The sequence below is a fragment of the Lysinibacillus sp. NPDC096212 genome (assembly GCF_044763105.1).
In the GTDB taxonomy this organism is placed as follows: Bacteria; Bacillota; Bacilli; order Bacillales_A; family Planococcaceae; genus Lysinibacillus.
In genome coordinates this window covers 97,766-122,855 of record NZ_JBIWFQ010000018.1, presented here as the reverse complement: position 1 = coordinate 122,855, position 25,090 = coordinate 97,766, and the positions used below count along the sequence as shown (strand labels likewise).

Annotated in this window: 29 protein-coding genes; 16 read left to right on the top strand and 13 right to left on the bottom strand. The window is 36.1% G+C overall.

Features of this window, described 5'->3' with window-relative positions; genetic code table 11:
• The 7 genes from ACIQ7T_RS17630 to ACIQ7T_RS17600 all read right to left on the bottom strand — a co-directional run.
• Positions 1-435: hypothetical protein (locus tag ACIQ7T_RS17630; RefSeq protein ID WP_402872072.1), on the bottom strand; the 435-nt coding region annotated here is incomplete at its 3' end.
• 32 nt (positions 436-467) lie between these two features.
• Positions 468-1,100 (bottom strand): response regulator transcription factor, encoded by a 633-nt coding sequence (locus ACIQ7T_RS17625; protein ID WP_370075069.1) that lies wholly within the window; start codon positions 1,098-1,100, stop codon positions 468-470.
• The gene (locus ACIQ7T_RS17620) at positions 1,075-2,112 is read right to left on the bottom strand and encodes a sensor histidine kinase (protein WP_402872070.1); all 1,038 of its coding nucleotides are present in this window, start codon (positions 2,110-2,112) and stop codon (positions 1,075-1,077) included. Before ACIQ7T_RS17620 ends, ACIQ7T_RS17625 begins: the two co-directional genes overlap by 26 nt.
• Entirely contained in the window at positions 2,109-2,792 is a 684-nt protein-coding gene (gene liaF, locus ACIQ7T_RS17615; RefSeq protein ID WP_402872067.1) for a cell wall-active antibiotics response protein LiaF, read from the bottom strand. The genes ACIQ7T_RS17620 and liaF overlap by 4 nt, the downstream gene beginning before the upstream one ends.
• 293 nt (positions 2,793-3,085) lie before the next feature.
• Positions 3,086-4,210 carry an alpha/beta fold hydrolase gene (locus ACIQ7T_RS17610; RefSeq protein WP_402872065.1) on the bottom strand — a complete coding sequence of 375 codons (1,125 nt, stop codon included), beginning with the start codon at positions 4,208-4,210 and terminating at the stop codon, positions 3,086-3,088.
• Between the two features lie 142 nt (positions 4,211-4,352).
• The gene (locus tag ACIQ7T_RS17605) at positions 4,353-4,988 is read right to left on the bottom strand and encodes a PspA/IM30 family protein (RefSeq protein ID WP_402872062.1); all 636 of its coding nucleotides are present in this window, start codon (positions 4,986-4,988) and stop codon (positions 4,353-4,355) included.
• Between the two features lie 15 nt (positions 4,989-5,003).
• Entirely contained in the window at positions 5,004-5,357 is a 354-nt protein-coding gene (locus tag ACIQ7T_RS17600; RefSeq protein WP_370075064.1) for a lmo0954 family membrane protein, read from the bottom strand.
• A gap of 285 nt (positions 5,358-5,642) precedes the next feature.
• Between ACIQ7T_RS17600 and sirA the strand changes: the two genes are divergently transcribed.
• The 3 genes from sirA (at position 5,643) to ACIQ7T_RS17585 (ending at position 7,111) form a co-directional block, all read left to right on the top strand.
• A complete protein-coding gene (gene sirA, locus ACIQ7T_RS17595) occupies positions 5,643-6,068 on the top strand; it encodes a sporulation inhibitor of replication protein SirA (RefSeq protein ID WP_053483154.1) in 426 nt (141 codons plus the stop codon).
• 102 nt (positions 6,069-6,170) lie between these two features.
• Positions 6,171-6,389, top strand: a complete 219-nt coding sequence (locus ACIQ7T_RS17590) for a YneF family protein (protein WP_049668607.1) — start codon at positions 6,171-6,173, stop codon at positions 6,387-6,389.
• 251 nt (positions 6,390-6,640) lie between these two features.
• Positions 6,641-7,111: an S-ribosylhomocysteine lyase gene (locus ACIQ7T_RS17585; protein WP_370075063.1), complete on the top strand. Its 471-nt coding sequence runs from the start codon at positions 6,641-6,643 to the stop codon at positions 7,109-7,111.
• A gap of 694 nt (positions 7,112-7,805) precedes the next feature.
• Here the strand turns inward: ACIQ7T_RS17585 and ACIQ7T_RS17580 are convergent.
• Entirely contained in the window at positions 7,806-8,777 is a 972-nt protein-coding gene (locus ACIQ7T_RS17580; RefSeq protein ID WP_370075062.1) for an alpha/beta hydrolase, read from the bottom strand.
• A 256-nt stretch (positions 8,778-9,033) separates the two neighbouring features.
• Between ACIQ7T_RS17580 and ACIQ7T_RS17575 the strand changes: the two genes are divergently transcribed.
• The 13 genes from ACIQ7T_RS17575 (at position 9,034) to ACIQ7T_RS17515 (ending at position 21,438) form a co-directional block, all read left to right on the top strand.
• A complete protein-coding gene (locus tag ACIQ7T_RS17575; protein WP_402872058.1) occupies positions 9,034-10,218 on the top strand; it encodes an acetyl-CoA C-acetyltransferase in 1,185 nt (394 codons plus the stop codon).
• 23 nt (positions 10,219-10,241) lie between these two features.
• Complete coding sequence (locus tag ACIQ7T_RS17570) at positions 10,242-10,508, top strand: YqkE family protein (protein ID WP_132363177.1); 267 nt, start codon at positions 10,242-10,244, stop codon at positions 10,506-10,508.
• 410 nt (positions 10,509-10,918) lie between these two features.
• The gene (locus tag ACIQ7T_RS17565) at positions 10,919-12,013 is read left to right on the top strand and encodes a sugar ABC transporter substrate-binding protein (protein ID WP_402872055.1); all 1,095 of its coding nucleotides are present in this window, start codon (positions 10,919-10,921) and stop codon (positions 12,011-12,013) included.
• 67 nt (positions 12,014-12,080) lie between these two features.
• Positions 12,081-13,604, top strand: a complete 1,524-nt coding sequence (locus ACIQ7T_RS17560; RefSeq protein WP_402872052.1) for a sugar ABC transporter ATP-binding protein — start codon at positions 12,081-12,083, stop codon at positions 13,602-13,604.
• Entirely contained in the window at positions 13,591-14,565 is a 975-nt protein-coding gene (locus tag ACIQ7T_RS17555) for an ABC transporter permease (RefSeq protein WP_402872049.1), read from the top strand. Before ACIQ7T_RS17560 ends, ACIQ7T_RS17555 begins: the two co-directional genes overlap by 14 nt.
• 12 nt (positions 14,566-14,577) lie before the next feature.
• Positions 14,578-15,771: an S-methyl-5-thioribose kinase gene (mtnK, locus tag ACIQ7T_RS17550; protein ID WP_402872046.1), complete on the top strand. Its 1,194-nt coding sequence runs from the start codon at positions 14,578-14,580 to the stop codon at positions 15,769-15,771.
• Positions 15,771-16,805, top strand: a complete 1,035-nt coding sequence (gene mtnA, locus ACIQ7T_RS17545) for an S-methyl-5-thioribose-1-phosphate isomerase (RefSeq protein WP_402872043.1) — start codon at positions 15,771-15,773, stop codon at positions 16,803-16,805. Before mtnK ends, mtnA begins: the two co-directional genes overlap by 1 nt.
• Before the next feature lie 20 nt (positions 16,806-16,825).
• Positions 16,826-17,614, top strand: a complete 789-nt coding sequence (locus ACIQ7T_RS17540) for a DeoR/GlpR family DNA-binding transcription regulator (protein ID WP_402872040.1) — start codon at positions 16,826-16,828, stop codon at positions 17,612-17,614.
• Between the two features lie 44 nt (positions 17,615-17,658).
• Positions 17,659-18,312 (top strand): L-fuculose-phosphate aldolase, encoded by a 654-nt coding sequence (locus ACIQ7T_RS17535; RefSeq protein ID WP_402872037.1) that lies wholly within the window; start codon positions 17,659-17,661, stop codon positions 18,310-18,312.
• A gap of 321 nt (positions 18,313-18,633) precedes the next feature.
• The gene (locus ACIQ7T_RS17530; protein WP_402872034.1) at positions 18,634-19,137 is read left to right on the top strand and encodes a GNAT family N-acetyltransferase; all 504 of its coding nucleotides are present in this window, start codon (positions 18,634-18,636) and stop codon (positions 19,135-19,137) included.
• Positions 19,138-19,541: 404 nt separating this feature from the next.
• Positions 19,542-20,030, top strand: coding sequence for a DUF6584 family protein (locus tag ACIQ7T_RS17525; protein ID WP_402872079.1), 489 nt, complete (start codon positions 19,542-19,544; stop codon positions 20,028-20,030).
• A 159-nt stretch (positions 20,031-20,189) separates the two neighbouring features.
• Positions 20,190-20,660 (top strand): SMI1/KNR4 family protein, encoded by a 471-nt coding sequence (locus tag ACIQ7T_RS17520; RefSeq protein WP_402872031.1) that lies wholly within the window; start codon positions 20,190-20,192, stop codon positions 20,658-20,660.
• Positions 20,661-21,030: 370 nt separating this feature from the next.
• The gene (locus ACIQ7T_RS17515; protein WP_402872028.1) at positions 21,031-21,438 is read left to right on the top strand and encodes a hypothetical protein; all 408 of its coding nucleotides are present in this window, start codon (positions 21,031-21,033) and stop codon (positions 21,436-21,438) included.
• Between the two features lie 27 nt (positions 21,439-21,465).
• Here the strand turns inward: ACIQ7T_RS17515 and ACIQ7T_RS17510 are convergent, their stop codons facing one another.
• The 5 genes from ACIQ7T_RS17510 to ACIQ7T_RS17490 all read right to left on the bottom strand — a co-directional run bounded on the left by ACIQ7T_RS17510 (position 21,466) and on the right by ACIQ7T_RS17490 (position 25,072).
• Positions 21,466-21,765 (bottom strand): hypothetical protein, encoded by a 300-nt coding sequence (locus tag ACIQ7T_RS17510; RefSeq protein ID WP_370075057.1) that lies wholly within the window; start codon positions 21,763-21,765, stop codon positions 21,466-21,468.
• Positions 21,766-21,905: 140 nt separating this feature from the next.
• On the bottom strand, positions 21,906-22,688 hold the full coding sequence (locus ACIQ7T_RS17505) for an MBL fold metallo-hydrolase (RefSeq protein WP_370075056.1): 783 nt from the start codon (positions 22,686-22,688) through the stop codon (positions 21,906-21,908).
• A gap of 212 nt (positions 22,689-22,900) precedes the next feature.
• Complete coding sequence (locus tag ACIQ7T_RS17500; RefSeq protein ID WP_370075055.1) at positions 22,901-23,515, bottom strand: aspartyl-tRNA synthetase; 615 nt, start codon at positions 23,513-23,515, stop codon at positions 22,901-22,903.
• Between the two features lie 190 nt (positions 23,516-23,705).
• Positions 23,706-24,176 carry a VanZ family protein gene (locus ACIQ7T_RS17495; protein WP_402872023.1) on the bottom strand — a complete coding sequence of 157 codons (471 nt, stop codon included), beginning with the start codon at positions 24,174-24,176 and terminating at the stop codon, positions 23,706-23,708.
• Positions 24,173-25,072, bottom strand: a complete 900-nt coding sequence (locus tag ACIQ7T_RS17490; RefSeq protein WP_370075053.1) for an aldo/keto reductase — start codon at positions 25,070-25,072, stop codon at positions 24,173-24,175. The genes ACIQ7T_RS17495 and ACIQ7T_RS17490 overlap by 4 nt, the downstream gene beginning before the upstream one ends.
• Positions 25,073-25,090: the final 18 nt, after the last annotated feature.

The following is a 25,090-nucleotide window of genomic DNA, read 5'->3' as shown; positions in this document are numbered from 1 at the left end:
TCCTCTCCTTACTTTATTTTTGTGGTTGAAAACATTGTAACCAAGAGGAAAGAAAATGACCCCTTTTCTTTTTACACAATTATACGGACTCAATCGTAGAATCGCTGATAAAAGTGCAAAAATCGCTGATAGCCCGGGTAGAATCGCTGATAAAAGTGCAAAAATCGCTGATAGCCCGGGTAGAATCGCTGATAAAAGTGCAAAAATCGCTGATAGCCCGGGTAGAATCGCTGATAAAAGCGCGAAAATCGCTGATAGCCCGGGTAAAATCGCTGATAAAAGAGCGAGAATCGCTGATAGCCCGGGTAGAATCGCTGATAAAAGCGCGAAAATCGCTGATAGCCCGGGTAGAATCGCTGATAAAAGAGCAAAAATCGCTGATAGCCCGGGTAAAATCGCTGATAAAAGAGCGAGAATCGCTGATAAACCCAGCAAAATCGCTGATAAACCAAACGACTCAAGAAAAACTACTTCGCCAGCCCGTTTTGAAAAGCGTAGACAACTGCTTGTGTCCGATCTTGAACATCGAGCTTCGCTAAAATGTTGCTGACATGTGTTTTTACGGTTTTTAATGCAATGTATAAATCGTCGGCAATTTCCTGATTGGCTTTGCCTTTAGCCATTAGCAATAATACTTCCATTTCACGCTCGGTAAGCTGCTCGTACAGTGGGGTACTATTGCCGTGGCGCATGCGATGCATCATTTTTGATGTTACTTCTGGCTCTAAAACAGTTTCACCGCCCATTGTTTTACGAATGGCATCAGCGATTTGCTTCGCATTTGATGTTTTTAAAATATAGCTGACTGCACCAGCCTCTAATGCAGGGTAAACTTTATCATCATCTAAAAAACTTGTTACCATCATAATTTTTGCTTCTGGCCATGCTGCTAAAATTTCAGCTGTCGCTTCAGCTCCTGTCATGACTGGCATTACATTGTCCATTAAAATAATGTCAGGACGCAGCTCAAGAGCACGTTCCACTGCCTCTTTACCATTTTCAGCTTCACCTACAACAGTGATATCTGGTTGTGCTGATAGATAGGCAGAAACACCAATCCGCACCATTTCGTGGTCATCCACTATTAACACTTGAATCATTCACTTCAACCTCCTTTTGTAGAGGAACTTTAACCTCTACAATTGTACCTTCTCCAGGCACTGATACAATTTTGTACGTACAGCCAATCTCTACAGCACGTTCAGCAATGTTTTGCAGTCCGTAAGAAGTAGATTTATCGGCTTCGACATCAAAGCCGAGGCCATTGTCCTGAATACGTAAAATAGCTAAATCATCGCGGGCAACGAGCAATAATTCAACTTCACTCGCTTTGGCATGGCGTAGCGTATTCGATAACGCCTCCTGTGCAATACGGAATAAATGATCTTCCTCCGCTTTGGATAATGCCATTTCCTCAAGCTCATATTCAATATGAAAGAATACTTTTTGTTGTAGCTCAATAATGAGCTCCTCAAGACCTTGTGCTAGCGTTTTATTATGCAGAGCTACTGGACGTAAATGTAATAATAATGCGCGCATTTCAAGCTGTGCCTGTTGAACAATTTTTTCGACTTGCTTTAAGCTTGTAGCATTTTCATCGGTTTCGGTTAATGCGGACAGTAACATCGAAGCGGCGAATAATTGCTGTGATACAGAATCATGGAGCTCACGAGCAAGGCGTTGACGTTCAGCAATAATGCGCTCTTGAATAATTTTATCGTTAGCTTCTGCACGTTCATTGGATAATCGCTGTAAGCTTTTTCGTTGAGTATCAATTAGCTCACTAGTTTGAACTAAAGCTTTTTTCAAAGGCTTTGGTAAAGGCTGTTTTTTAGGTAATACAAAATCAGGTTCAACTAACTGTTTCACGATGCGGGTTGCCTGAGCTTCTCTTGCACGGGCAGTCATACTAATCCAGCTTGCAATCAGTAAACTAATTGCAAAAAGGGTGACGACAATAAAACCACCGAGTGGAATATTATTATAATTCTGTTGCCATAATGGCTCCCATGTTTTCTCGTTTGGCTCGCCCCAAACAGCGACAAGGAGACCGAATGTAGCACTCATCAACATAAAAAGTAAAGTAAATATTCTTGAGATAAAGGCAATCATTTACGTAGCACCTCCAAGTCCCCAAGCCATGTTGCAACGTGTATGACAAGTGTACGTTTTGCATCCTCAGGGTTCCCATCTGAAAAACTTACACTCTCATTCAGTAAGCGTTGTGGTCCAACGTGTAGGCATTTTATTTCACCAAACAATGTCGTATAGTGTAAGCGGAATGGAATTTCATAGGGGATATAAATTTGTACTTTGCCAATGCCTTGTCGAATCGTAATGATGCTTGTGCCGGCAGGTAAAATTGTTTGTGTTGTGTCAATCGTAATATCACCTGCAAGTCGCTGTATTTGGACATCTTGCCATTTATAGGCTTCCACTGGCGCAGGCAATGTACCGAATAATTCGTTTTTCGTAGTGGGAAGCTTTTCGAAAAGCTCCAAACCAACAACTTTTGCTGAGTTTTCTCTTTGTAAGTATTGATAGAGCATATATAAGAGAATGATGACGATAAATAAGCGTAAACTCCACATCGTAAAGAGTGCAATGGAGATAAAGAAAATTCCTGTCCATTTAAAGAAACGATTTTTTTTCGAGAAGCTTAAATAAAGAAGTCCTACTCCAATCAATAGACAAAAGGCGCCACCGTTATTAAAAATTGTGAGCTCCACAAAAACGAGTAAAAAGAAGCATAGTACCCCAAATGTGAGCTTATTAGTTGTGAAATTTTGCAAGAGGGTCAACCTTCTTTCTACAAATTGATGAGAGAAGACGAACTTCTCTTAAAATAAGATATTTCATGTAAAAGTGTTTTTGATTATCTCATTACCATAACGTAGGGTTGATTTCCGTTCCGGCTGTGCGCTTTCCTGGGGGCGTCCGATGAGCCGCTTCACTCGCGCTGCTCGCTCCAGGGTCTCATCTGTGACGCTAATCCCCAAGGAGTCGCCCAGCCTCCACTCCAATCAACTTAAATATATGGCATGCGTTTTTACAAATGTCTTCCCAATTTTTGGTGATGAGCCTTTTAATTATCTTCAAGCATTTTTTTGATTGTGTCATTCATCAACATTGAATCCAATGTATTTGGATAGTGGGCAGAGTGCTCTAAAGTGATAAACTCCTTACCATTTGGTGCATCTAATAACTCATAATATTGCTTTGCTAATTCATAGTTCGTCTGTTTATCATATTTACCTTGTATAAAATAAACGGGTATATCCATACTTTTTACAGAATCAAAAAAATTAGTAAGGATGATTTCTTTTTTTAGCTCTTGGCTTTTTATAAGGCTAAATTGTGGCCCTGAAATAAATGCTTTATACAGATCCTGTAAAGAGTAATCAGGGGAAATGAAAGCCCCTTTTATCAACTCAAAGATATTCACTTTCTTGATCGTTTCATCAAAATAATTCATGCCTTTATATTGATTGATAAGATCGCTAAATTGATCCTCATCTTTTGCTAAATAAGGACCTTTTCCTATATCTTCTAAAATTTGGAGTGTTTTTTTATCTCCATTAGCTATAGCTTCACTCTGTAACCAATTGTATCCAAGTTCTTGGCCTTTAATAGTACTGGTTAATTGGGAAATTCCTAAGTAGGCATGGAACTTCTCAGGATAATTAGATACTAATTGAGTTCCAATTACTGTACCGAAGGACTGACCAATGACAAATATTTTTTCCTGCTGATAGTGTTCTCTAATATAATCCACTATTATATTAGCATCTTCTGTAAATTGAGAAAGGGTCAGTGTATCATTCGTTATTTTCTTGTTAAAACTTTTTCCGGAACCTCTTTGATCATAATAAACGGCAACGCAATTTTCGGTTATTTCAGGATACAATGTTCTCGCACTCACGCCATAGGGGAATGGTGATCCTGGCCCACCATGTAAGAATAAACAAAATGGTTTCTCCTTATCTTTTCCTTCTACCAATATATATTGTTTATCTCCATTTACATTGATTTCCTTTAACTCGCTAATACCACCATTTTCGATAATATCAGCACTTTTTTGTTTAATTTGTTGTTGTACTATGAAGCGATAACCTAATAACATGAATATAAGTAATATTAGAATAAACAAAGTAAAAAGACATATTTTAATCATAGGACTAAACCACTTTCTGTTTACTATTATTTTCATTATTACAATTTCCTTTATCTCTTTTTGGTCACCTTCAATAAGTGCAAAGGTTTTTCTTCAAAGAAATGGGATGCTTCAATAATTGAGGCATCCCTTATTTCTTTTATTATAACATGTTATTTTTTTCAATTAGCAGTTATTGTTATTTATTTTCAATTAGCAGTGGTGCGTCTTCTGCGACATTTTTTTCTAGCTGCGCTAGACGAGACTCGAAAGATGTTACTTCATGATCTTTGTCGATTTGGTAAGCAAGCTTATCGATATACGATTCTAAATCTTCAAAGTTGGTTTTGTTGTTTTTAGCAATCATTCCGTCCATTTGATGGTGAGCGCGTGTGACGTTTTCTTTGCCCATAAGCTGTAATTGACGCACTTTCATGTCTTTAATTTTGTGTTTCATCGTTTCAAATTTGCGTTCAAGCTCGAAGTATTCACGTGTACTAGCTTCGATACTAGCTTGTAATGTATTGTTACGTGCTGTGTATGCAGCAACTTCATCAGAAGCAAAATCGATTAAATCTTGCTCACCGCTAGTAGTAGCTAATGTTAGTTGAGCCTCACGTTTAGCTAGTAATTCTGCATTTTGCTTAAATTCTTGCTCTAGTTTTTCTTTTAGCTGACCTTGACGCTCTAATAATTTTCCAGTTTGCTCTGTTTGTTTTTCTGCTTCACGAATGTATTGGTTTAACATCGCAATTGGGTTTTTTTGTTCCTTCTTATCAAATAACTGATGTAAATCTGCCTCTATTGTATATTTAAAACGTTGAAATAAGTTCATGTAAATTCGCTCCTTTTATTTTGTTAAGTTAGACCATTCTTTTTCAAAGTTTGTAAATGGATCTTCTTTTTTAGCTTCAATTGTTGGGATTTTTACATCTTCGCCATTCCATTTTTTATAGATAACATAGATGACAGCGATTGCTGCTAAACCAACCATTGCAGGGATATTAGATATTGCTGATAGCACACCAATCAGACCCACTGTAAACCATAAGATTTTACCGAATGTCGATTTACTTGAAGTGTAGAAGTGCATACCGAGTGCTACAAACAATCCAGAAAATAGTAGACCTGCAAGTGGTCCAGTTAAAGCGAGTGCAACACATCCTGCGATAAAGCCTCCGATTAGTAGAAAAAATTTTCTCATATGTTTTAGCTCCTTTCGTTGATACCTTTATATTACCTATTAGAAAGCTTTGCTAAAACGGACTGGAAATTGATTTTACTCTAGGTCTTGAGGCTGAGAATATTCTAAGTACTATAGAAGAAGCTTAAAATTGTAAAAAACTTAATTAGCCATAAAGCATTTGATAGAACGGAAAGTAGAAAGTTTTCGACAAAAATAGAAGATGAATGCCTCCTTCGTTTGACAAATTAAAAAGTATGGATGAGCTATACTTATGAAAAAGAAATGAGCGAAGGAGGATTTCTAGTGAGAACCTATTCCATATATAAAATAAAAGAAGAGCATTTAACGTTTATTTTCGGCAGAGAGCGTAAGTTATTAGAAATGATGCAGGGCTGTGAAGACGCTAACGAGAAATCCTTAAAAGAGCTTGCATATATATGTGAAACCGTACGCTTCGATGAGATTGCTACGATGCTTGAGGCGCAACTAGATTCTAAGTATGCACATTTAGAGAGAGCTCGTAATGCTTTATTTTTAGAACATCCTATAAAAGGAAAAATGGCTATTTATTTAGTGGAACGCAAAATTTGTGTTTATTGTGAGGGTTCACGAATGCTTGATTTGGATCTATTCCAAATGCTTGCGAAGATGAGCGAGCGCTTTATTGCATTTAATAAACAAGATAATGAGTGTGGGTGGCTAAAGCCAATGAAGTATACAATGCATTAGGAATTTTCACTACAATATATAGTAACACGCTAATATTTGGTGTATAATGGAGCGTGGAGAGTTTTTTTCTCGGTATATATTGTAGTGGAGGAGGTTGGTTGTATGCCTACATGGGGCTGGATTATTATCGTAATTATCGCATTAGCAGCGGGCGCAGCACTTGGTTTCTTTTTAGCTCGTCAAGCTATGATGAAATATTTAAAAGAAAACCCACCAATTAACGAACAAATGATTCGTATGATGATGGCGCAAATGGGTCGTACTCCGTCTGAAAAGCAAGTACGTCAAATGATGTCACAAATGAATAAATTCCAAAAATAATTGGAATTTTTAAAGAACAACTAGTCCAAGCCGGGCTGGTTGTTTTTTTACTTCTTATAGCAATTGTTTACTGTGCGAAAGCGAAGCGACAGCAACAAATGTTTACTGTGCGAAAGCGAAGCGACAGCAACAACAATTACGCCAATGTAAAATTGAATTTTATAAATTATTTGAATAATTTATAAAAAGCATATAAATCTATCGGAAAACTCGTTATAATAAAAATATTCTATATAAAGGAGTTGTTTGTATTGCAGAAAGAAAAAACAAATGTTGAAAGTTTTGATTTAGATCATACGAAAGTAAAAGCGCCATATGTACGTTTAGCAGGTGTTAAAACAGGAAAAAAAGGCGATGAAGTGTACAAATATGATATTCGATTTAAACAGCCAAATAAAGAGCATATGGAAATGCCTGCATTACATTCCTTAGAGCATTTATCGGCAGACATTATTCGCAATTACTCTGATCATATTGTTGATTTCAGTCCAATGGGTTGCCAAACAGGCTTCTATGTATCGCTAATAAATCACAATGATTATGAAGACTTATTAAATATTTTAGAAAAAACATTTATGGATGTAACAAAGGCCACTGCAGTCCCTGCGTGCAATGAAGTACAATGCGGCTGGGCAGCTAGCCATAGTCTAGAAGGTGCACAAGCGTTAGCTAAAGAATTTTTAGCAAAACGTGATGAATGGCATATCGTTTTTGCAGAATAAAAAATTTAAAAACCTTGCGTATCGAGCTGCACCCAATTGTTAACACCATCTAACAATTGGAAGTGTAGTTCAGTATTGCAAGGTTTTTTATGTTATCTGTGAGAGTCGTGCCACTTTGCTTTTCCACAGATACATTTTGAGGAAGAGCCATACTTTATTTAATATGCCACTTTCATTTCATTGAAAAATAAAATGGTCAAGGAAATTTTTATGAATGTTATGGAGCTTAAAATGAGGGTGAATTCAATCCTAGGCTACTCGCTTTCCGTCTTTTATGATGCCGCTGACATGTCAGAAGGTACATGCTATGTGAATTGGTTGATTGGAGTGGAGACTGGGCGACTCCTTGGGAATTAGGGGAACGAAGGCTAAAACCATCACGTCCTGTGATAACGCCTTCGTAACCAACATCGTGTTGGCCCGAGACCCTGGAGCGAGCAGGCAGAGGAACGAAGGCTAAAACCATCACATCCTGTGATAACGCCTTCGTGACCAACATCGTGTTGGCCTAAGCGGCTCATCGGACGCCCCCAGGAAGCTTTGCTCTGTGCGAAAGCGAAGCGGCAGCAACAAATGTTTTCTGTAGCGAAAGCAAAGCGTCAGCTACAAAGCGCCCAGTCGGAACGGAAATCACCCCCTCGTTTTGCAGAAGAGCTATATTTTATTTAATGTTGACACATTGTTTTCATTTGTCCTAAAAATGAAATGGAATGACATTAGATGAAGAAGAATCACGATTAATTTTTTGATAGATGAAGTTTTCTAAAAAGTCATGGATTAAATCCTCATATTCAGCCATATTTTCATTAAAGGACTGTGCATGAGCACCTTTATCAAAAAGCTTCAGTTTCTTAGGACCACTTTTTTTATTGTATAAATCCAGTGACATGGAAGCTGGGATAAATGTGTCAGGTATACTATGGATAAAAAGCACAGGCTTTTCGATATTTGTCACAGCCTCAGAAGGTGTCACGCTTTTAAACGAATAACCGTCTCGTAAGCGGACAAAAAAATCTGCAAAACGAATTGGAATAATCGAGCCGTATTTAAATTCCGTCTTCGCAATTTGTTTCAGCAGCATTGAAAAATCAGAAAACGCGCAATCAGAAATATAGAAATCTGCACCATCCTCTACAGTTCCTGCATATAGTAGCATTGTTGCGGCACCCATCGATTCACCGTGAATACCAAGAATGGCGTCTTCTCCAATCATTGCCTTTATCGTTTTGACTACCGCGTCAAGGTCATTTTTTTCATAATAGCCGTAGCTAGTCGTTTTCCCACCTGTCTCCCCATGTCTACGATGGTCAAAAATAACGGAATTGTAGCCAAGTCGTTCAAAAAGTCGAGCATATTTGACGGAGTTGATTTTATTTTCTGTTACACCATGGCAAATAATGATGGTATTATTTGTTTCCAATGGCTGAAACATAATGCCGCGAATCGTATAGCCATTTGGCGAGTCAATATTTAATTCACATTTTAAATTTTTATTGTACCAAGCTTCATCAAAACGTTTAGCAGTGGTTTCACGTTCACGAACAAATTCAGGATCCTTTTGCTTAATGTACATTAATTTATTGGAGAGCGCGAAGCCGAATAGACCAGTTGCTGCTGCGGCAATCGTCGTTGTTATACCTGAAAATAAAAGCATTTTCTTTTTCATTATTAGCACCTCCACGTCCTGTTTCTTTTGTTGTCTTGGCATACAAGCGACATCTTTTGTATGTATGCACTTTTCTTAATTGTAATGTTCCCAACTGAGATTGTTTAAAACACGTCAACATTTTACATTATCTTTAGCAAAACTGCGATTATTTCTATTATCGAAAATCGTCAAAATATTTGTTAAAATAGATATATCTGCTAGTAGCATATGCATGCAGTGTTCATTTTTGAACGGGGAAAAGGGGAGAATGTTTATGACGAAAGAAGTAGTAATAGTAAGTGCTGTACGTACAGCTATTGGTTCATTCCAAGGAACATTAAAGGACGTACCAGCGACAAAATTAGGGAGTATTGTTATTAAAGAAGCATTAGCACGTGCTGGTGTAGCAGGTGAACAAGTTGACGAGGTTATTATGGGGAATGTTTTATCAGCTGGACTTGGACAAAATCCAGCTCGTCAAGCAGCGATTGCAGCAGGCTTGCCACATGAAGTATCTGCATTAACGATTATTAAAGTTTGTGGATCAGGACTAAAATCGGTTCACTTAGCGACACAAGCCATTTTAGCAGGTGATGCGGATATTGTCGTTGCAGGTGGCTTTGAAAATATGAGCCAAGCACCGTATGTATTAAGAAATGCACGAGAAGGCTTCCGCATGGGAGATCAAAAAGTAGTCGATACGATGATTCATGACGGATTATGGTGTGCATTCAATGACTATCATATGGGCGTTACAGCTGAAAATTTATGTGATGCCTATGAGATTTCCCGAGAGGAACAAGATGCCTTTGCAGCACGTTCACAACAGCGCGCAGAAGCGGCAATGGCAGCAGGGAAGTTTAACGAGGAAATCGTTGCGGTGGAAATTCCTCAACGTAAGGGCGATCCTATTATTTTTGATAAAGATGAATTCCCGCGTCAAGGCGTTACAGCTGAGTCGCTATCAAAACTACGACCTGCCTTTAAAAAGGATGGCTCCGTAACAGCAGCAAACGCATCAGGCATTAACGATGGTGCAGCGGCTGTCGTTGTCATGTCGAAAGAAAAAGCGGACGAGTTAGGCATTCGACCTCTCGCACTAATTACAGCGAATGCAAGCGCGGGTGTTGACCCAGCTATAATGGGAACTGGCCCTGTAACGGCCGTAAAGAAAGCATTGGCAAAAGCTGATGTAACGTTAGATAATATAGATTTAATTGAAGCAAATGAAGCTTTTGCAGCTCAATCAATCGCTGTAGATCGCGAACTAGGCTTTAATCATGATAAACTAAATGTGAACGGGGGCGCAATTGCCCTTGGCCACCCGATTGGTGCAAGTGGAGCACGTATTTTAGTAACACTTTTACATGAGATGGAAAAGCGTGATGCAAAGACAGGTCTCGCAACACTATGTATCGGTGGTGGACAAGGTGTAGCAACTGTAGTCAAGCGCCCTTGAAGTGAATAAGAAGGTGAATTGCAATGGGAAAGAAACGAAAACAACAGCAACGCGTGGATAGTAGCGTAACAGCTAGTCTACCAAAGCAGGAGGCAGTTACATTAGCCGATCAGCTAGGCGGTGACGTGCTTGCCAAATTAAAAGCGGCCAAGCAAGATTTAACAGCGAAAGAGCAGGCCGCAGAAGAAGAGCGCCAAGCAAAACTAGCCTTTGAGCGCAAACAACGTGAAAAAAACAAATCGTTTGAAGAACTACTAAACGAATACGGCGATAAAGGCTCAAAATTTTAAAGAGAAGCAGTGAATCCAAATGCGGATTCACTGTTTTTTATGTTTTATCGGAAAGATTTCGAGATTTATCGGAACAATTAGAAAAAAATTGTTGCCAAATACTATTTTTAAAAACAGTTTTTTTATTATTTAATTTGAGAATCGTGAAAACTACCAAATAGATTTGTCTTACTCACGAGGATAAAAGATTTGATTTTATATATTCTTCTGTATTGTGAAATAATAAACGTTTCGATTAATAATTCCGTTTAAAATAAACAAAATGTAATTATTGATGAAAAAAAATAACTAAAAAATGATTTTATTTAACATTTTAAGTTGACAAAAAATATTCTGAATAATATGATTATTTGAAATTGATGCTTAGTCGAGAGTTTCATATCATTTTTTAATAGAAAAGGGGGATTTTCATGAAAAGATTTGGAGTCTCGTTGATGTTGCTTGTGGGAATACTTGTTTTGGCAGCTTGTAGTAACAATAGCGGAAATAATGCTAAAAGTGACACAAACGAAATTATTGAAGGTGTTCCTGAAGGTGTACAAAACGGTAAAAAAATTGCTGTATTACGTAATCTAGCATCAGATGATCATACGAAACAATTTTTAGATGGTGCACGTAAGGAAGGCGAAGCGCTGGGGTTCAAAGTGGATACGCAGATAGTTGAAAATAATGATGCTAAGTTCCAAGAATTAGTTTCGCAAATTATACAGCAAGACTATGACGGTATTATTATTTCACACGGTAAAGAAGATTATTCATATGACATGATTAAGCCTGCTGTTGATAAAGGGATTAAAGTGACATTATTTGATACTGTCGCTAAAAAGAATGGTCAGAGTTTAGATGGTGTTACTGCTACATTCCAAGATGATTATGAGTTAGCACGTTTATCTCTTCAAGAAATTGCGGATTTAAGTAAGGAGCCTGTAAAGGTTATTAAACTATGGTTTGGGGGATTATCTCCTTTAGATAGACGTCAGGAAATATATAAAGAGTTTGAAGATAAAGGTGAAATTGTCACTTTAGAAACAATTGGACCTACTAATTTCCAAGATATTCAAGGTGATATTGCTGCAAAAGTGAATGCCGTTTTAGCAAAATATCCTGAAGGTACAGTAGATGCTATTTGGGGTTCATGGGATGAGTTAGCAAAAGGGGCTTATAAAGCATTAGTAGATAACAATCGTTCAGACATTAAATTGGTTTCAATCGATGTATCAAATCAAGATATTAACTTAATGAAAGAAAATAATAGTCAATGGATTTCCACAGCTGCTGTAGACCCAGCGCTAATCGGTCGTATGAATATGCGTTTAATGGCGAAAAAATTAGCGGGTGAAGAAACTCCAGCAGAGTATGATTTAGAAGCAAAGCTAATTAAACAAAGTGATTTAAAAGATAATACAACGATGCTCAATTTAAATGAAATTATTGATGGTTGGGGCGTATCTACTGATTTTGATGAGGAATGGATGAAAACATTACGTGAACACTATTCAAAATAATACAAAGATGACGTCTTGTTTTCAATAAGACGTTTTCTTTTACCTAAAAGTGAAAGGCGTGTTAGCTATGAAAGCCAAGACAGTCATTGAGATGAAAAAAATTTCAATCGAATTTCCCGGTGTGAAAGCCTTAAGTGATGTCGATTTTCAACTAGAATCAGGCACAATTCACGCTGTCATTGGTGCTAATGGGGCTGGTAAATCGACTCTAATGAAAATTCTTTCAGGAGCCTATCCGCATTATACGGGTGATATTTTTATAAACGATGAACTAGTTTCTATTACTGATGCGAAAAAATCAAAGGAATTAGGTATAGATATTGTTTATCAAGAAGTAGATACAGCGTTAATACCCTATTTAAGTGTTGCAGAGAATATTATGCTAGATCAACTGATATTCGATAAAAAGTCAATTATCAATTGGCGAAAAATCCGTCAGAGTACAAAAGATGTGTTAGATCGGATTGGTATTAAGTTAAATATTGAAAAAAAGGTGCAGGATATTTCTTTAGCGGATAAACAAATGGTGTTAATAGCGCGGGCATTAATTCATGAGAGAAAATTTCTTATATTAGATGAACCTACCGCCCCTTTAAGCCAAGCAGAAACTGAGAAATTGTTTTCTCTAGTTCGAGATTTAGTTAAAAATCATCATCTTGGAATTGTCTTTATCTCTCACCGATTACCAGAGCTATTTGAAATCTGCGAAAAAATTACCATTATGAAAGACGGCAAAATTGTAAAAGAAAGCTTAATTGAAGGGATTACTCAAAATCAAGTTATCGAGCAAATGCTTGGTAAAACTTTTGATTTAGTTCATCACAAACAATTAAAAGAAAAAGGACAAATAGCCTTACAGATCAACCATCTTGTCGACGATTCAGGCTTAGTAAATGACGTATCTTTTCATGTCAATAAACATGAGATTATTGGTCTGGCTGGTTTAGTTGGAGCTGGTAAAACAGAATTATGCAAAGCGATATTTGGTATGTCTAATATTAAATCTGGTTCTATGGAATTGTATGGGAAACCTATTAAAAACCTAAGTCCCTACCATGCTGTTAAAAACCGTTTCGGTTTAATTCCTGAAGAACGCCGGAAAGAAGGGATATTTGTTGAAGAGCCGATATTCAAAAATTTATCGATGGTCAATTTACGGCCATTCACACGTTTAGGTAGTTTTATTAAACAAGCGAATGAACGAGAGGCTGCTCGATCAATGATTCAAAAAATAGGCGCTAAAACACCGAACGAACTTCAAAAGGTAGCGAATCTTTCTGGTGGTAACCAACAAAAAATCGCAATTGGTAAATGGTTAATGACCGATGCAGAAATTCTTCTTTTTGATGAACCTACAAAAGGTGTCGATGTTGGAGCTAAAAGCGATATTTTTAATCTAATTGATGAGCAGGCAAAAGAAGGAAAGAGCGTTATTTATGCGACAAGTGAATTAAGTGAAATTTTGTTAATTACCGATCGAATCTATGTGATGTACGATGGGAAAATTGTGAAAGAGTTAGTCACAAGCGAAACGACAGAAGATGAAGTTATGTTCTATGCTACTGGAGGGGAAGCGTATGCAAGAGCGTAAAAATAATCAAACGCTATTATTTATAAAGGATTGGGCAATTGTATTAGCTGTTATTTTATTGATTATTGTTTTTACTGTTTCTATCCCTAATTTTATGCAAACAAATAATGTCTTAAATATTTTAAGAAGTATTTCAATCGTTACGATTATAGCAGTTGGATTAACAGTTTCTTTATCTGTTAATGGTTTCGACTTATCGATTGGTTCGACAGCCACATTGGCGAACTCAGTTGTTGTATCTATGTTTGTATGGTTTAGCATGCCAACAAGTGTATCCATCTTGGTTGCTATTTTAGCCGTGCTTTGTGTAGCACTATTTAATGCGTTTTTAATCGTAAAAGTGAAAATACCCGATTTGTTTGCCACATTAGCAACTATGTTTATTGTTGAAGGTGTTGCTATGACATATACAGGAGGTGGTTCAATCTCTGTTGGTATGCCTCGTTTAGATGGGACACCAACAGAAGGTAGAATTTCGGATTTCTTCTTATTGTTAAGTAAGACACCTTGGATCATTTTAATCATGTTGGTCATCGTTATGTTAGTACATGTATTTTTAACATATACCAAACATGGACGTTTTTTATACGCTGTTGGAGGCAATGAAGAAGCAGCAAAATTATCGGGAATTCCTGTCAACCGTTATAAAATGTTAGCTTATATTTTCTCAGCAGTTTTAGCTGGGATTGGTGGGTTATTACTCGCATCTCAAATCGGGTCTGCGCAAATTAATGCAGGTGCAGGGTATTTAATGCCAGCTGTTGCTGCTGCTTTTATAGGGCAATCATTCGCTGGTCATGGTAAACCAAATGCCATTGGAACATTATTCGGAGCCGCATTAGTCGGTATTTTAGAAAATGGATTAGTAATGTTATCAGTTCCTTACTATTCTTTAAATATTATTAAAGGACTTGTTTTAGCATTTGCGCTAGCTTCAACGTACTACAGCCGAAAAAAATAGGAGGTTATTGTTATGTATTCCAAATATTTTTTAATGAACGAAGAAGATGTAAAAAGCTATGTACAAGCAAAAATTAAAGGTTTTAGTGGAACGCTACATAGTGACGAAATTGGTGATGGCAATTTAAATTATGTATTTCGTGTGAAAAATGAGCAAGGTGACTCTGTCATCGTCAAACAAGCTGGTCCACAAGCTCGTATCTCTGATGATTTCGTGCTCTCGACAGATCGGAATCGAATAGAAACAGAAGCTTTAATAATTGAAGGGGAACTGACACCTTCCCTTGTACCAGAAATTTTATTGTTTGATGAAGTTATGAGTTGTTGCGTAATGGAAGATTTAAAAGATTTTGAGATTATGAGAAAGCAATTGAACGAATTTAAAACGTTTGATCATTTCGCCGAGTTAATCTCTACTTTTATGGCGGAAAATCTTATTCGAACAACGGATTTTTTATTAGATCCAAAAAAGAAAAAAGAATGTCAAAAGCGATTCATCAACCCTGAGCTGTGTGAAATTACAGAACATCTAGTTTATACAGAGCCTTATATTGATTTCAAAAAGCAAAATATTCTAACGGCTGGAAATGAAGAGTGGATACATTCGTATGTATACGAGGATACAGATTTACATTTAGAAGTTGCTAAACGGAAAATACAGTTTTTAACAGAGGCACAAGCGCTTTTACATGGTGATTTGCACACAGGCTCTATTTTTATTAATGAGAAAACATTGAAGGTTATTGATCCAGAATTCGCCTTTTATGGACCTATAGGTTATGATGTGGGGAATTTAATCGCCAACCTAACATTTTCCTGGGCAAGAGGATTAGCTTACGAAGAAGACGAATTTGTTTCGTGGATTGAAGAAACATTACTATCTACTATTCAATTATTCCACAAGAAGGCACGAAATATCTTAGCAACATCAACGGAGCAGTTTGCTGTTTATGCAACCTTACTCGATGACTATATGGAACGAATCAGTCGAGATGCATTTGCAATTGCAGGGATTGAGATGAACCGTCGAATAATTGGCTTAGCCAAAGTAGCAGATATTACGACCATTGAACCAAAAGACGCTCGTATAACAGCCGAAAGACGTTGTTTAAAGATTGCGAAAGAGTGTATCTTAAATAAGGAAATCAGCCATATTCAGGGCTATATAAAGCTATTACTAAAATATAAGAATGGGGTGTTGATTTAATGGAATTAAATACAATAGAATGGAAAAAAGATACACTCATTCTACTAGATCAAACAAAATTGCCAAATGACATTGTGTATGTAGAAGTCCAAACTGTAGAAAAAGTATGGAGTGCTATTCATACAATGATAGTACGAGGGGCTCCCGCCATAGGTGTAACAGCAGCTTACGGGGTATATGTGGCGATTCAGCACTATGAAGGTTCCGTTAGTGCGGCAAAGGAAGAAGTACAAAAGCAAGTACAGTATTTAGCAACGTCTCGTCCTACAGCTGTCAATTTATTCTGGGCTTTAGAAAGAATGGAACAGAAAGCTTTGCAAATAGAGACGAGTGATTTAGCAACGTTCCAAGACATTTTATTACAAGAGGCAATTGCTATTAATACTGAAGATATCGAGATTAATCGTTCCATAGGTGAACATTTATTGACGCTATTGGAAGATGGCCAAGGGGTACTAACTCATTGTAATGCCGGCGCTTTGGCTACGACAAAATATGGCACAGCAACTTCTCCTTTTTATTTGGCAAAGGAGCGGGGGATGAGTTTTAAAGTATTTGCTGACGAGACTAGACCTCGTTTCCAAGGTGCCATGCTTACCTCTTTTGAACTCTTTAATGCTGGTATTGATGTTACGTTGATTACGGATAATATGGCAGCGACGGTGATGGCACAGGGCAAAGTGCAGGGAGTCATAGTTGGCTGTGATCGTGTAGCTGCAAATGGCGATGTTGCTAACAAGATTGGTACACTCGGGGTGGCCATTTTAGCAAAATACTATAATATTCCCTTTTATGTAGCGACACCTACACCAACGATTGATTTACATTGCCCAACTGGTGCAAATATCCCGATTGAAGAGCGTAGTGTAGATGAAGTGTTAAAACCAACAGGACAATACATCGCGCCAGCTGATGTAAAGGTGTACAATCCGTCCTTTGATGTGACACCTGCTGCACTCATAACAGCGATTGTTACAGAAAAAGGGATTATCGAACACCCGACAGAAGAAAAGGTGCGTGCAATTTTTAACTAATCAAAGATAGGATGACACGCATGACAAATTCTCTTAAACGAAGACAAGATGAAATTAATAAACTAGTGAACCAAAAAAATTACGTAGAAATTTCAGATTTAAGTGAACGTTTTCAAGTGTCTGAGATGACGATTCGACGCGATTTAGAAAAGATGGAAAGTGAAGGGCTATTAATTCGTGTGTTGGGCGGTGCAAAGCCTATCCAAAAATCCTTTGTTGAAGATAATTTAAATTTACGCGCATCTGAAAATTTAGAAGCTAAGCAATTAATGGCTCAAGAAGCGGTTACAATAATTCAAGATGGGGACGTAGTGGGTATCGATGCAAGTACTTCGGCAGCAGAAGTAGGAAAATTGATAAAAGGGATTAAGAATATAACAGTTGTTACGAATAATATAAGCGTTGCCCTTGATTTAATTTCGAGTGAAGTGACGACGATTTTACTTGGCGGTTATGTACGTCCAAACTCTATTTCAACGATGGGAACGTCTTTGAAAAAATATATGGAATCTATCAATATCGATAAACTGTTCATCTCTGCAAGGGGCTTGACATTACAAGAAGGATTAACAGACTCAACAATTGATGAAGGCGAAGCTAAACAAGCAATGATTCACAAATCTAATGAGGTAATAGCACTTATTGATCAGAGCAAGGTTGGCGTCAAAAAACTATTCCAAGTCATGCCAGCCGATGCTATTTCTACAATTATCGTTGATGAAATTAAACCGTTTAACGACGAACAGCAAGAAGTCGTTAATGAATTTTTGAAAAGTAATTTAGATTTACGCATTGTGCGAAATAAATAAGCATCACCATGTTGTGATAGAGCAAAAGTGGAAGGTGGAATAAGATGAGACTACAAACAGAGCGAGAAAAAGTTATTCATCATTGTCAATTAATGATTCGAAATGGATTAACGAAAGGTACTGGTGGGAATATTAGTATCTATGTTCCTACTGAAAATTGCGTCGCCATCAGTCCAAGTGGTATCCCCTACGATGAGCTAACTGCTGCTGATATCGTTTTGATTGATTTAGAGGGGCATGTAATCGAGGGGCATCATAAACCTTCTAGTGAATGGGCGATGCATACAATGGTATATAAAAGGCGCCCTGAACTTGAAGCGGTTGTGCATACACATTCTATTTTTGCCAAAACACTTTCTTGTTTGCGTGAGTCCTTACCTGCAGTCTCTTATCTGGTTGCAGTAGCAGGTAAAGCAGTTCAATGCGCTGATTACGCAAGCTTTGGTACACCAGACCTCGGGGAAAATGCACTTAAAGCAATGGAAGGTTCGAAAGCAGTTTTGTTAGCTAATCATGGTTTGTTAGCAGCGGGTGCGAATGTGGAAGAAGCCTTTAATATCGCTGAAGAAATAGAACTATGTGCAGAAGTATATGTTCGTGCTAGATCCATTGGCACACCAGTTATTTTAGATGATCAAGAAATGACATATATGTTAGAACGATTCACAACTTACGGGAAACCAGTAGAAAATAAATAATCATATAAACCCTCCTCAAATTATCAACTTTTCGAGGAGGGATATTTTATTTATCGGAAAGATTTCGAGATTTATCGGAACAATTTTATGTTTTATCGGAAAGATTCTAAGATTTATCGGAATGATTTATGTTTTTATCGGAACAATAGTAGTGAAGAAGAATTTATTTACATTATATTCCTCGAGTGATAGAATTAATCACCTTTAAATACAAGGGTAAAAGAGTGCTATCCTTTATTTAAAAATAAACAACGGGAGACGCTGCCAATACATATATCTCTTAATAATAGTTTAGTTACAATCTATGATAGGAGAGAAAAAATGATTGAATTAAGCACTAAAAAATTAAGATTAATCCCATTGAATGCAAAATGTTTAGACTTACTAATCAATGATGAAAAGTCATTGGAAATAGAGTTGTCAGTAAATAGTAAAGAAGTTTATCTTGATGAGGAACTAAGACAAGCTTTGAAGTTTAGACTAGCAAAGGTATTAGATGATGAAAAAAATTATTTTTGGCATACAAATTGGTTAATCGTATCGAAAGAAACAAATAGTATTGTTGGTGGCATTATGCTAAAAGGACTACCGAATGAGCAGGGCGATGTCGTAATCGGGTACTATACATTTCCACTATATCAGGGAAAGGGATACATGACGGAAGCTGTTAGGAAGATGAAAGATTGGTTACTACGTCAATCTAACGTTAAGTATGTAATTGCCGATACGGATAAAAATAATATTGCCTCACATAAAGTATTACAAAAAGCAGGGGCAATTTTATATTCAGAATCTGAAGAACTATATTTTTGGAGATTCGAATAAGATTATAAAAAACAAAGGGAACACTTTAAATTTTTTTAAAAAGAGTCAAAGTAATACACTTAATAGATCAGTATCTTATGTGCAATATTATAATACGATATTTTTAAGCTGAACTAATTTTGATATAGTTCAGCTTTTATTTGTGTTTAAAGACATAGTCTGAAAATATAATATATACAATTTTTCTCCACTAGTTATACAGGTAACTGGGCATATTAGTTGAATGGGGAAAAAATTACATATATATAATAAGGCCATACATTGTTAAGATTTGATAGGTCAAGTATTCCATGGAAAGAAATTAGAGCGAGAGCGTTTCTTCAACAAGTGGAGACGTTTTTTTACTAACCAAGCAGTATACTATCGAAAAATAATAAGAGTAAAGAATTAAGAGGGTGTTTTTTATTGAAAAGAAAATTTCAAAGACTTTAAAAGGCATAGAAGAGGATATTAAAAATGATGATTTGGGGAAGGCAAGGGATAGATTACACGGGTTAATATCAACCTTTCCAAATGAATTAGAACTCCGTAAAAAGTTGGGAGACATTTATTTCGAGTTAAAATATCCTGCAATGGCTGGTCGATACTGGTATTTAGAAGAGAATAAGACTCCATTAATGGTACACGCGTGTATTGAATTTGAAAAATCTATGGGAAATGACATTAATAATATAGCAAGAGCTTTAAAGTATAAAGGCGATATTGAACTTTTAAAAGGAATGGAATTAGACCCAGCACTTTTATATAAAGTAAAAGAAAAATTAGTAGAAGAACCAGATGTTCCAATAGAGGGTAAACAAAACTGGATTATTTTTGGTTGTCTTTCAATAATAATTTTAATATTTATTTTTGCATTAGTTGGAGTTTATACATTTTTTAAATGGATATTTTAAATTAAAATTATTTTTTCAATAGAGGATAATAGAAAGAAATTTTTTCTAACGAGGTGTAATAGCTGAAAGTAAGGCTGTATTTGACGGATTTTTTAGTAAAAGGATAAGGTAAAAAGAAATTTAAAAGAAAAATATTTCTAATTGTATGGAGGAGTCACGTTGGTTAATGAAGTAATGACAAATGCTAAAGAAATGATTCAAAGGTCTGGAGCATCCACTAGGATAGCGACAGTTGGAGAAATAAATGACCTAAATAAAAAACTAGATATTAAACTTCCTGAATGGTTGATAGAATTAATGACTACGGTAGAAGTGTGTGATAGTAAATTGGTGGTTCCTCTAGATGAAGAAGCTGAATTACGAATAGAATTCTTGAATCCAAAGTGTATTATTCAAGAATGTTTAGACGCTGTTCCTGGATGTGCAGTACATAAAAACGGTTATATTTGTATCGGATTAGAAATAGGTATTGGAAATCCTTACGCAATAAATATACACGAAGGTAATAACCCTCCTGTCTATATATTAAATCATGAATATGGTGAAGAGACTGAGATGATAATTGAAAATAAACTAACTGTGGTAGAAAAATTATCTGACCTTTTCCTAGTTGCGACCATAAAAAAGTAAAATTGTTGAATAGCGCTTTTAAGACTTAATTTGTGAAGAATTACACTTACATTCTCGGGTGCTTTACTTGAAGAAGCTTGAATTGTATGTGCAGTTCTTTTTTATGAACAAGGCAGGTTAGTTCAACAATGTTGTTTAACTTGTGTTCAACGATCGGGCCATATTATTGAATAACATTCTTTTATGAAAGGTAACCAAAACGACGCTTTGGGTGCATTTTAAGAATCCTTATTAAGATATGAGATTTAGATAGGAAAACACCTGAAATGTTGATACGATAACTTTTTAAATTCTGAGATGACGAGCGAGGATAGGTATGGGGAGATAGGGCAGATTGGTGTAAAAAGGTTTTAAGGAGATAGGTGATAAAATGAAATACAATTATAATATAAAAGACCCTTCAAAAAAATATAATGAAGTGGTAGCGCAAGTTATTTCATTATATGGTTTGTTTTCGAGGAAGAAAAAATTAAGAGCGATAGAGTTTTTTTATAGTAAATTAAATGACGAAGATTTCGAAGTAGAAGAATTAGCTAGTGGATTTATATTCATAGGCATTTTATATCAAGAAATTAAAGATTATGAATCTGCAGCGTTTTTCTTTAATAAAGGCTACAGCTTAGGTAAAGACATCGCATTTCCTTATAACTCTGATTTAAAAAAAGTATTAAAAACTTTTCTAAAAGCAAGTCGAAAAGATCTATATGATTATTGGCGTTCAGTTTTTATAAAGCGAAGTCTTTACGACAAAAAATTTAACAAATTGATGAATTCATAACTTCTCTTCTTCAACTAACTGAGTGCGTTAGTTGAAGAGTGGAGCTATGAATAACATTAGAATAGAACATAAAATTAGAGAATTACTAACTCTTTTTGGAAGCTTTACTTTTCCTGGTCCTTTATAAAATCCGGAAAATTGAAATTTATTTCTGTATAACACGAAAATTAAAATAAGAATTGAAATACCAACTAACCAACCACCATTGGTATGATCTACATTTATCCCTAAACTCGCATAGATTAATTTCACCAAAGTCCCCATCATAGCACCTAGAATTAATAAAATTCCAGTTATTCGTATTAATTCCAAAAGTAATCTAAACATAATTCAAGTCCCCTTCGATTTTTATATTAAAATTTCTTAATAATAAGGGAATTCCCATCTTTTTGCGTCGGTTAATCCGATACGATGCTACACATGCCGGCTACTTAAACTGGCCTGCATCTTTCGTTCAATAAGAACCGTTAAAACTGTACGCTAAAACCATTAAATTTATGGATTCCAGTACCGAATTTAGTAAGTTTATTTTCATTCAAAAACTTAACTGCAATTTTTACTTCTTTTAAAATTTTTGGTTCAAGCCCTAAAGTATTATGTGAACCGTAAACCATTGAAACGTTTGGTATCTCTGAAATTTTTTTCAATGAATTGACTAAATCAACAGGGTTTGTTGAAGGATAAAAAGCATATATAGGGGTTTCATCATATAGTAAATCCCCTGTAAACAAATAACCGTTTGTTTCATCAAAAACACAAATATGACCAGGAGAATGTCCCGGAGTATGATAGATGACTAATTTTCTATTACCTAACTCAATTACATCACCATCAACTAACAAATCTGTAGGTTCCCCTTGAAATGGTTGATATGTGTCTGGATTAAATGTATTTGGAGTAGGTAATGTTATATCTCTACTAATATCTTTTCTAATTTGCCCTATTGACAAGCCTTTTATTCCATTCACTAACCAATCTTTATCTCCCTCATGAACATAGATTTTTTCAAATTCTCCATGACTTCCAATATGATCAGTGTGGACATGAGTTGTAATGACCTCAATCGGAAAGGTAGTCAATTGATCAGTAATTCTCTTAATATTATCAATTCCAAGACCAGTATCAATTAGTACCGCTTTTTGATTACCCAATAATAAAAATGAATGTACCTTCTCCCAATGTCCATATTCACTAATTGCGTAAGTATTCCAATCAATCTGTTGCACAGTAAACCACGAATCTTTAATCATCCATTACCTCCAAAAAATTATTTTACTTCCTTATTTGTTCTATAGTATAACCCAGTATCCTTTTGCCACTTATTGAACTAACCTGCGTCGATAGTTCAATAAAGAAAAAAGAGCTGCCTATGCAACTCAAGCCCCTGTTAGTTACAATTAACGCCCCCTGTATTTATTTTTTCTTCCTTTTAACTTAGAACGAAATAACATCTATAAGTTATTTATAAATCAATTTCATCTAGCACTTCTTCTGTGGATTTATTAATTAGTTTGATTGTTCCTTCTTCTAGAGCAGTGTCACTTTCAAAGTACCAAATATACAATCCTTTTAATTGATATTCTTCTAAGACTTCAGCAGGTAACATTTCTAAATTTAGTATTGTAGCATTTTTATCATCAAGTTGAAGAAGTCGGTCATCGCCATCTTTAATTACTCCAAATAGTAGATTTTCACCATATCCTTGATAACCGTTTAATTTCTCATAATTTCTTTTATTATCCATAGGGCCCCAAGTAAGGAAGTCTGCTTTCCATCCACAAAGTCCTTTTCGTACATACGTAGCTCCTAGATTATTCTTATTTTTTATGAAAAAGAAAAGAGCATTACTGTTTATTTTATAGGCTGGAATTAACTCTAAATCTTTTTCAACGGCAAATATAGCTTCTTGAGGTTCTGAATAGGAAATAGACTTTTCAGAAAATAACCATATAACAGTCATAAAAATTACGATCACTGCAAATGCGATAACTGTATTTTTGTTTAAAGTGCCTTTTTTCATTTGAACACCCCTATTATTCACCATTATTTTACCATAAAAATCTATGCCTCTATTCAATTAACTTGCCCCTTAGTTGAATAATCGATAGAAAAATTACTACATTTTTATTAAATATTTTAGACTTCTTTAAACACAAATAAAAGCTGAACTAATATCAAAATTAGTTCAGCTATAAATAATAATGTTGCACATTGTATATACCAATCGATCTATTAAGTATATTACTTTAACTCTTTTTAATAATTTTTTAAAACGCCCTTTGTCTTTTAAAAGTTTTCCTCACCAACACGACAATCCCAACAAAAACAATCGCTCCAGCTGTATCCAAAATAACATCCTGTCCGCTCATCATGCGTTCTGGTATAAAGCTGTGACGGATTTCATCAAGCGTTGCTATAAGAGCTGTACCAGCAATAGCGACACCTGCGGCGAATCGACGTTTTCCCCATGCAAAGAAAATACCAAGTGCGATACAGCCGAATCCAACAAAATGTGTTAATTTTCGAATTAAAAATTCTACGAACTTAAAGTAACCACGTTCTTCCACAGAAACAACTGTGTCCCAATAAGGAATTTTTAACACAGATAATTGCTTTTCAAACGGTTTATTTGCTAATACTTGCTCCAACTCAGGAATAATAGACTGTTGTTCATAGGTCATACTAGAGGAGATTGCAAGTACTACTAAAAATGCTATTAAGATAAGCCATTTTTTCATCGGTGCTCCATATATTGGTCGGCTTTTGTTAGCTCTTTTATTGCTTTAAAATCTGTTATTGAATCAATTTTTTCATAGGCAACGAGTGTTTGTGCCAACTGTTCCTGTGAGCTTGCACCAATCACTGTTGAGGCTATAGTTGGTTCCTTTAGATTAAAGGCGATTGCTAGTGCATGTAAATCGTCATAATGTGAAGATAAGCCTGTTAATACTGCTGTTAATTCGTCCGCTGTATATGTGTTAAAGCCGTTGACACGCTGTAAACGTTCTTTCCAGCTATTTGTTAGTAAACCTTTTGCAACAGTCCCGCGTGTTACAACAGAAGCCCCTTCACTTGCGATAAAGTCGAACCATTCTTCTGGTCGACGGTCTAAAGCACTGTATTGCATCATGACACTTTTAGCGGAGCTTGTTGGTAAAAAACGCTTTAGTACATTTGGTCGAATAGAGGAAATGCCATATTCTCGAATCAATCCATCCTTTTTCAACTCTTCAAAAGTGTTGATAATGCCATCCCAATCGTCCTCAATCGTCCCACCATGTAATTGATAAACATCAATATAGTCAGTTCCTAGTCGTTTTAAGCTAGCGTGGAGAGCTTCCTTTATATAAGACGGAGATGCATCCCAATGCCAACCTTCTACACCTTCTGTCCATCGATTCCCAACTTTCGTAGCGACTATAACATCCTGACGACGTTTCCCTAAAATAGCGCCAATAATTTCTTCATTTGCCCCAAAATCATATAAATCGGCTGTGTCGATGTAATTAATGCCAGCATCTAGTGCCATAGCGACGATTTCAGCAGCCTTTTTCTTATCTGTCGAAAGAGACATGCCCCCTAAACTAATTTCTGAAATAAACAATTCACTTGAGCCAAGCTGTCTTTTTTTCATGCCAATGCCCTCCTTCGA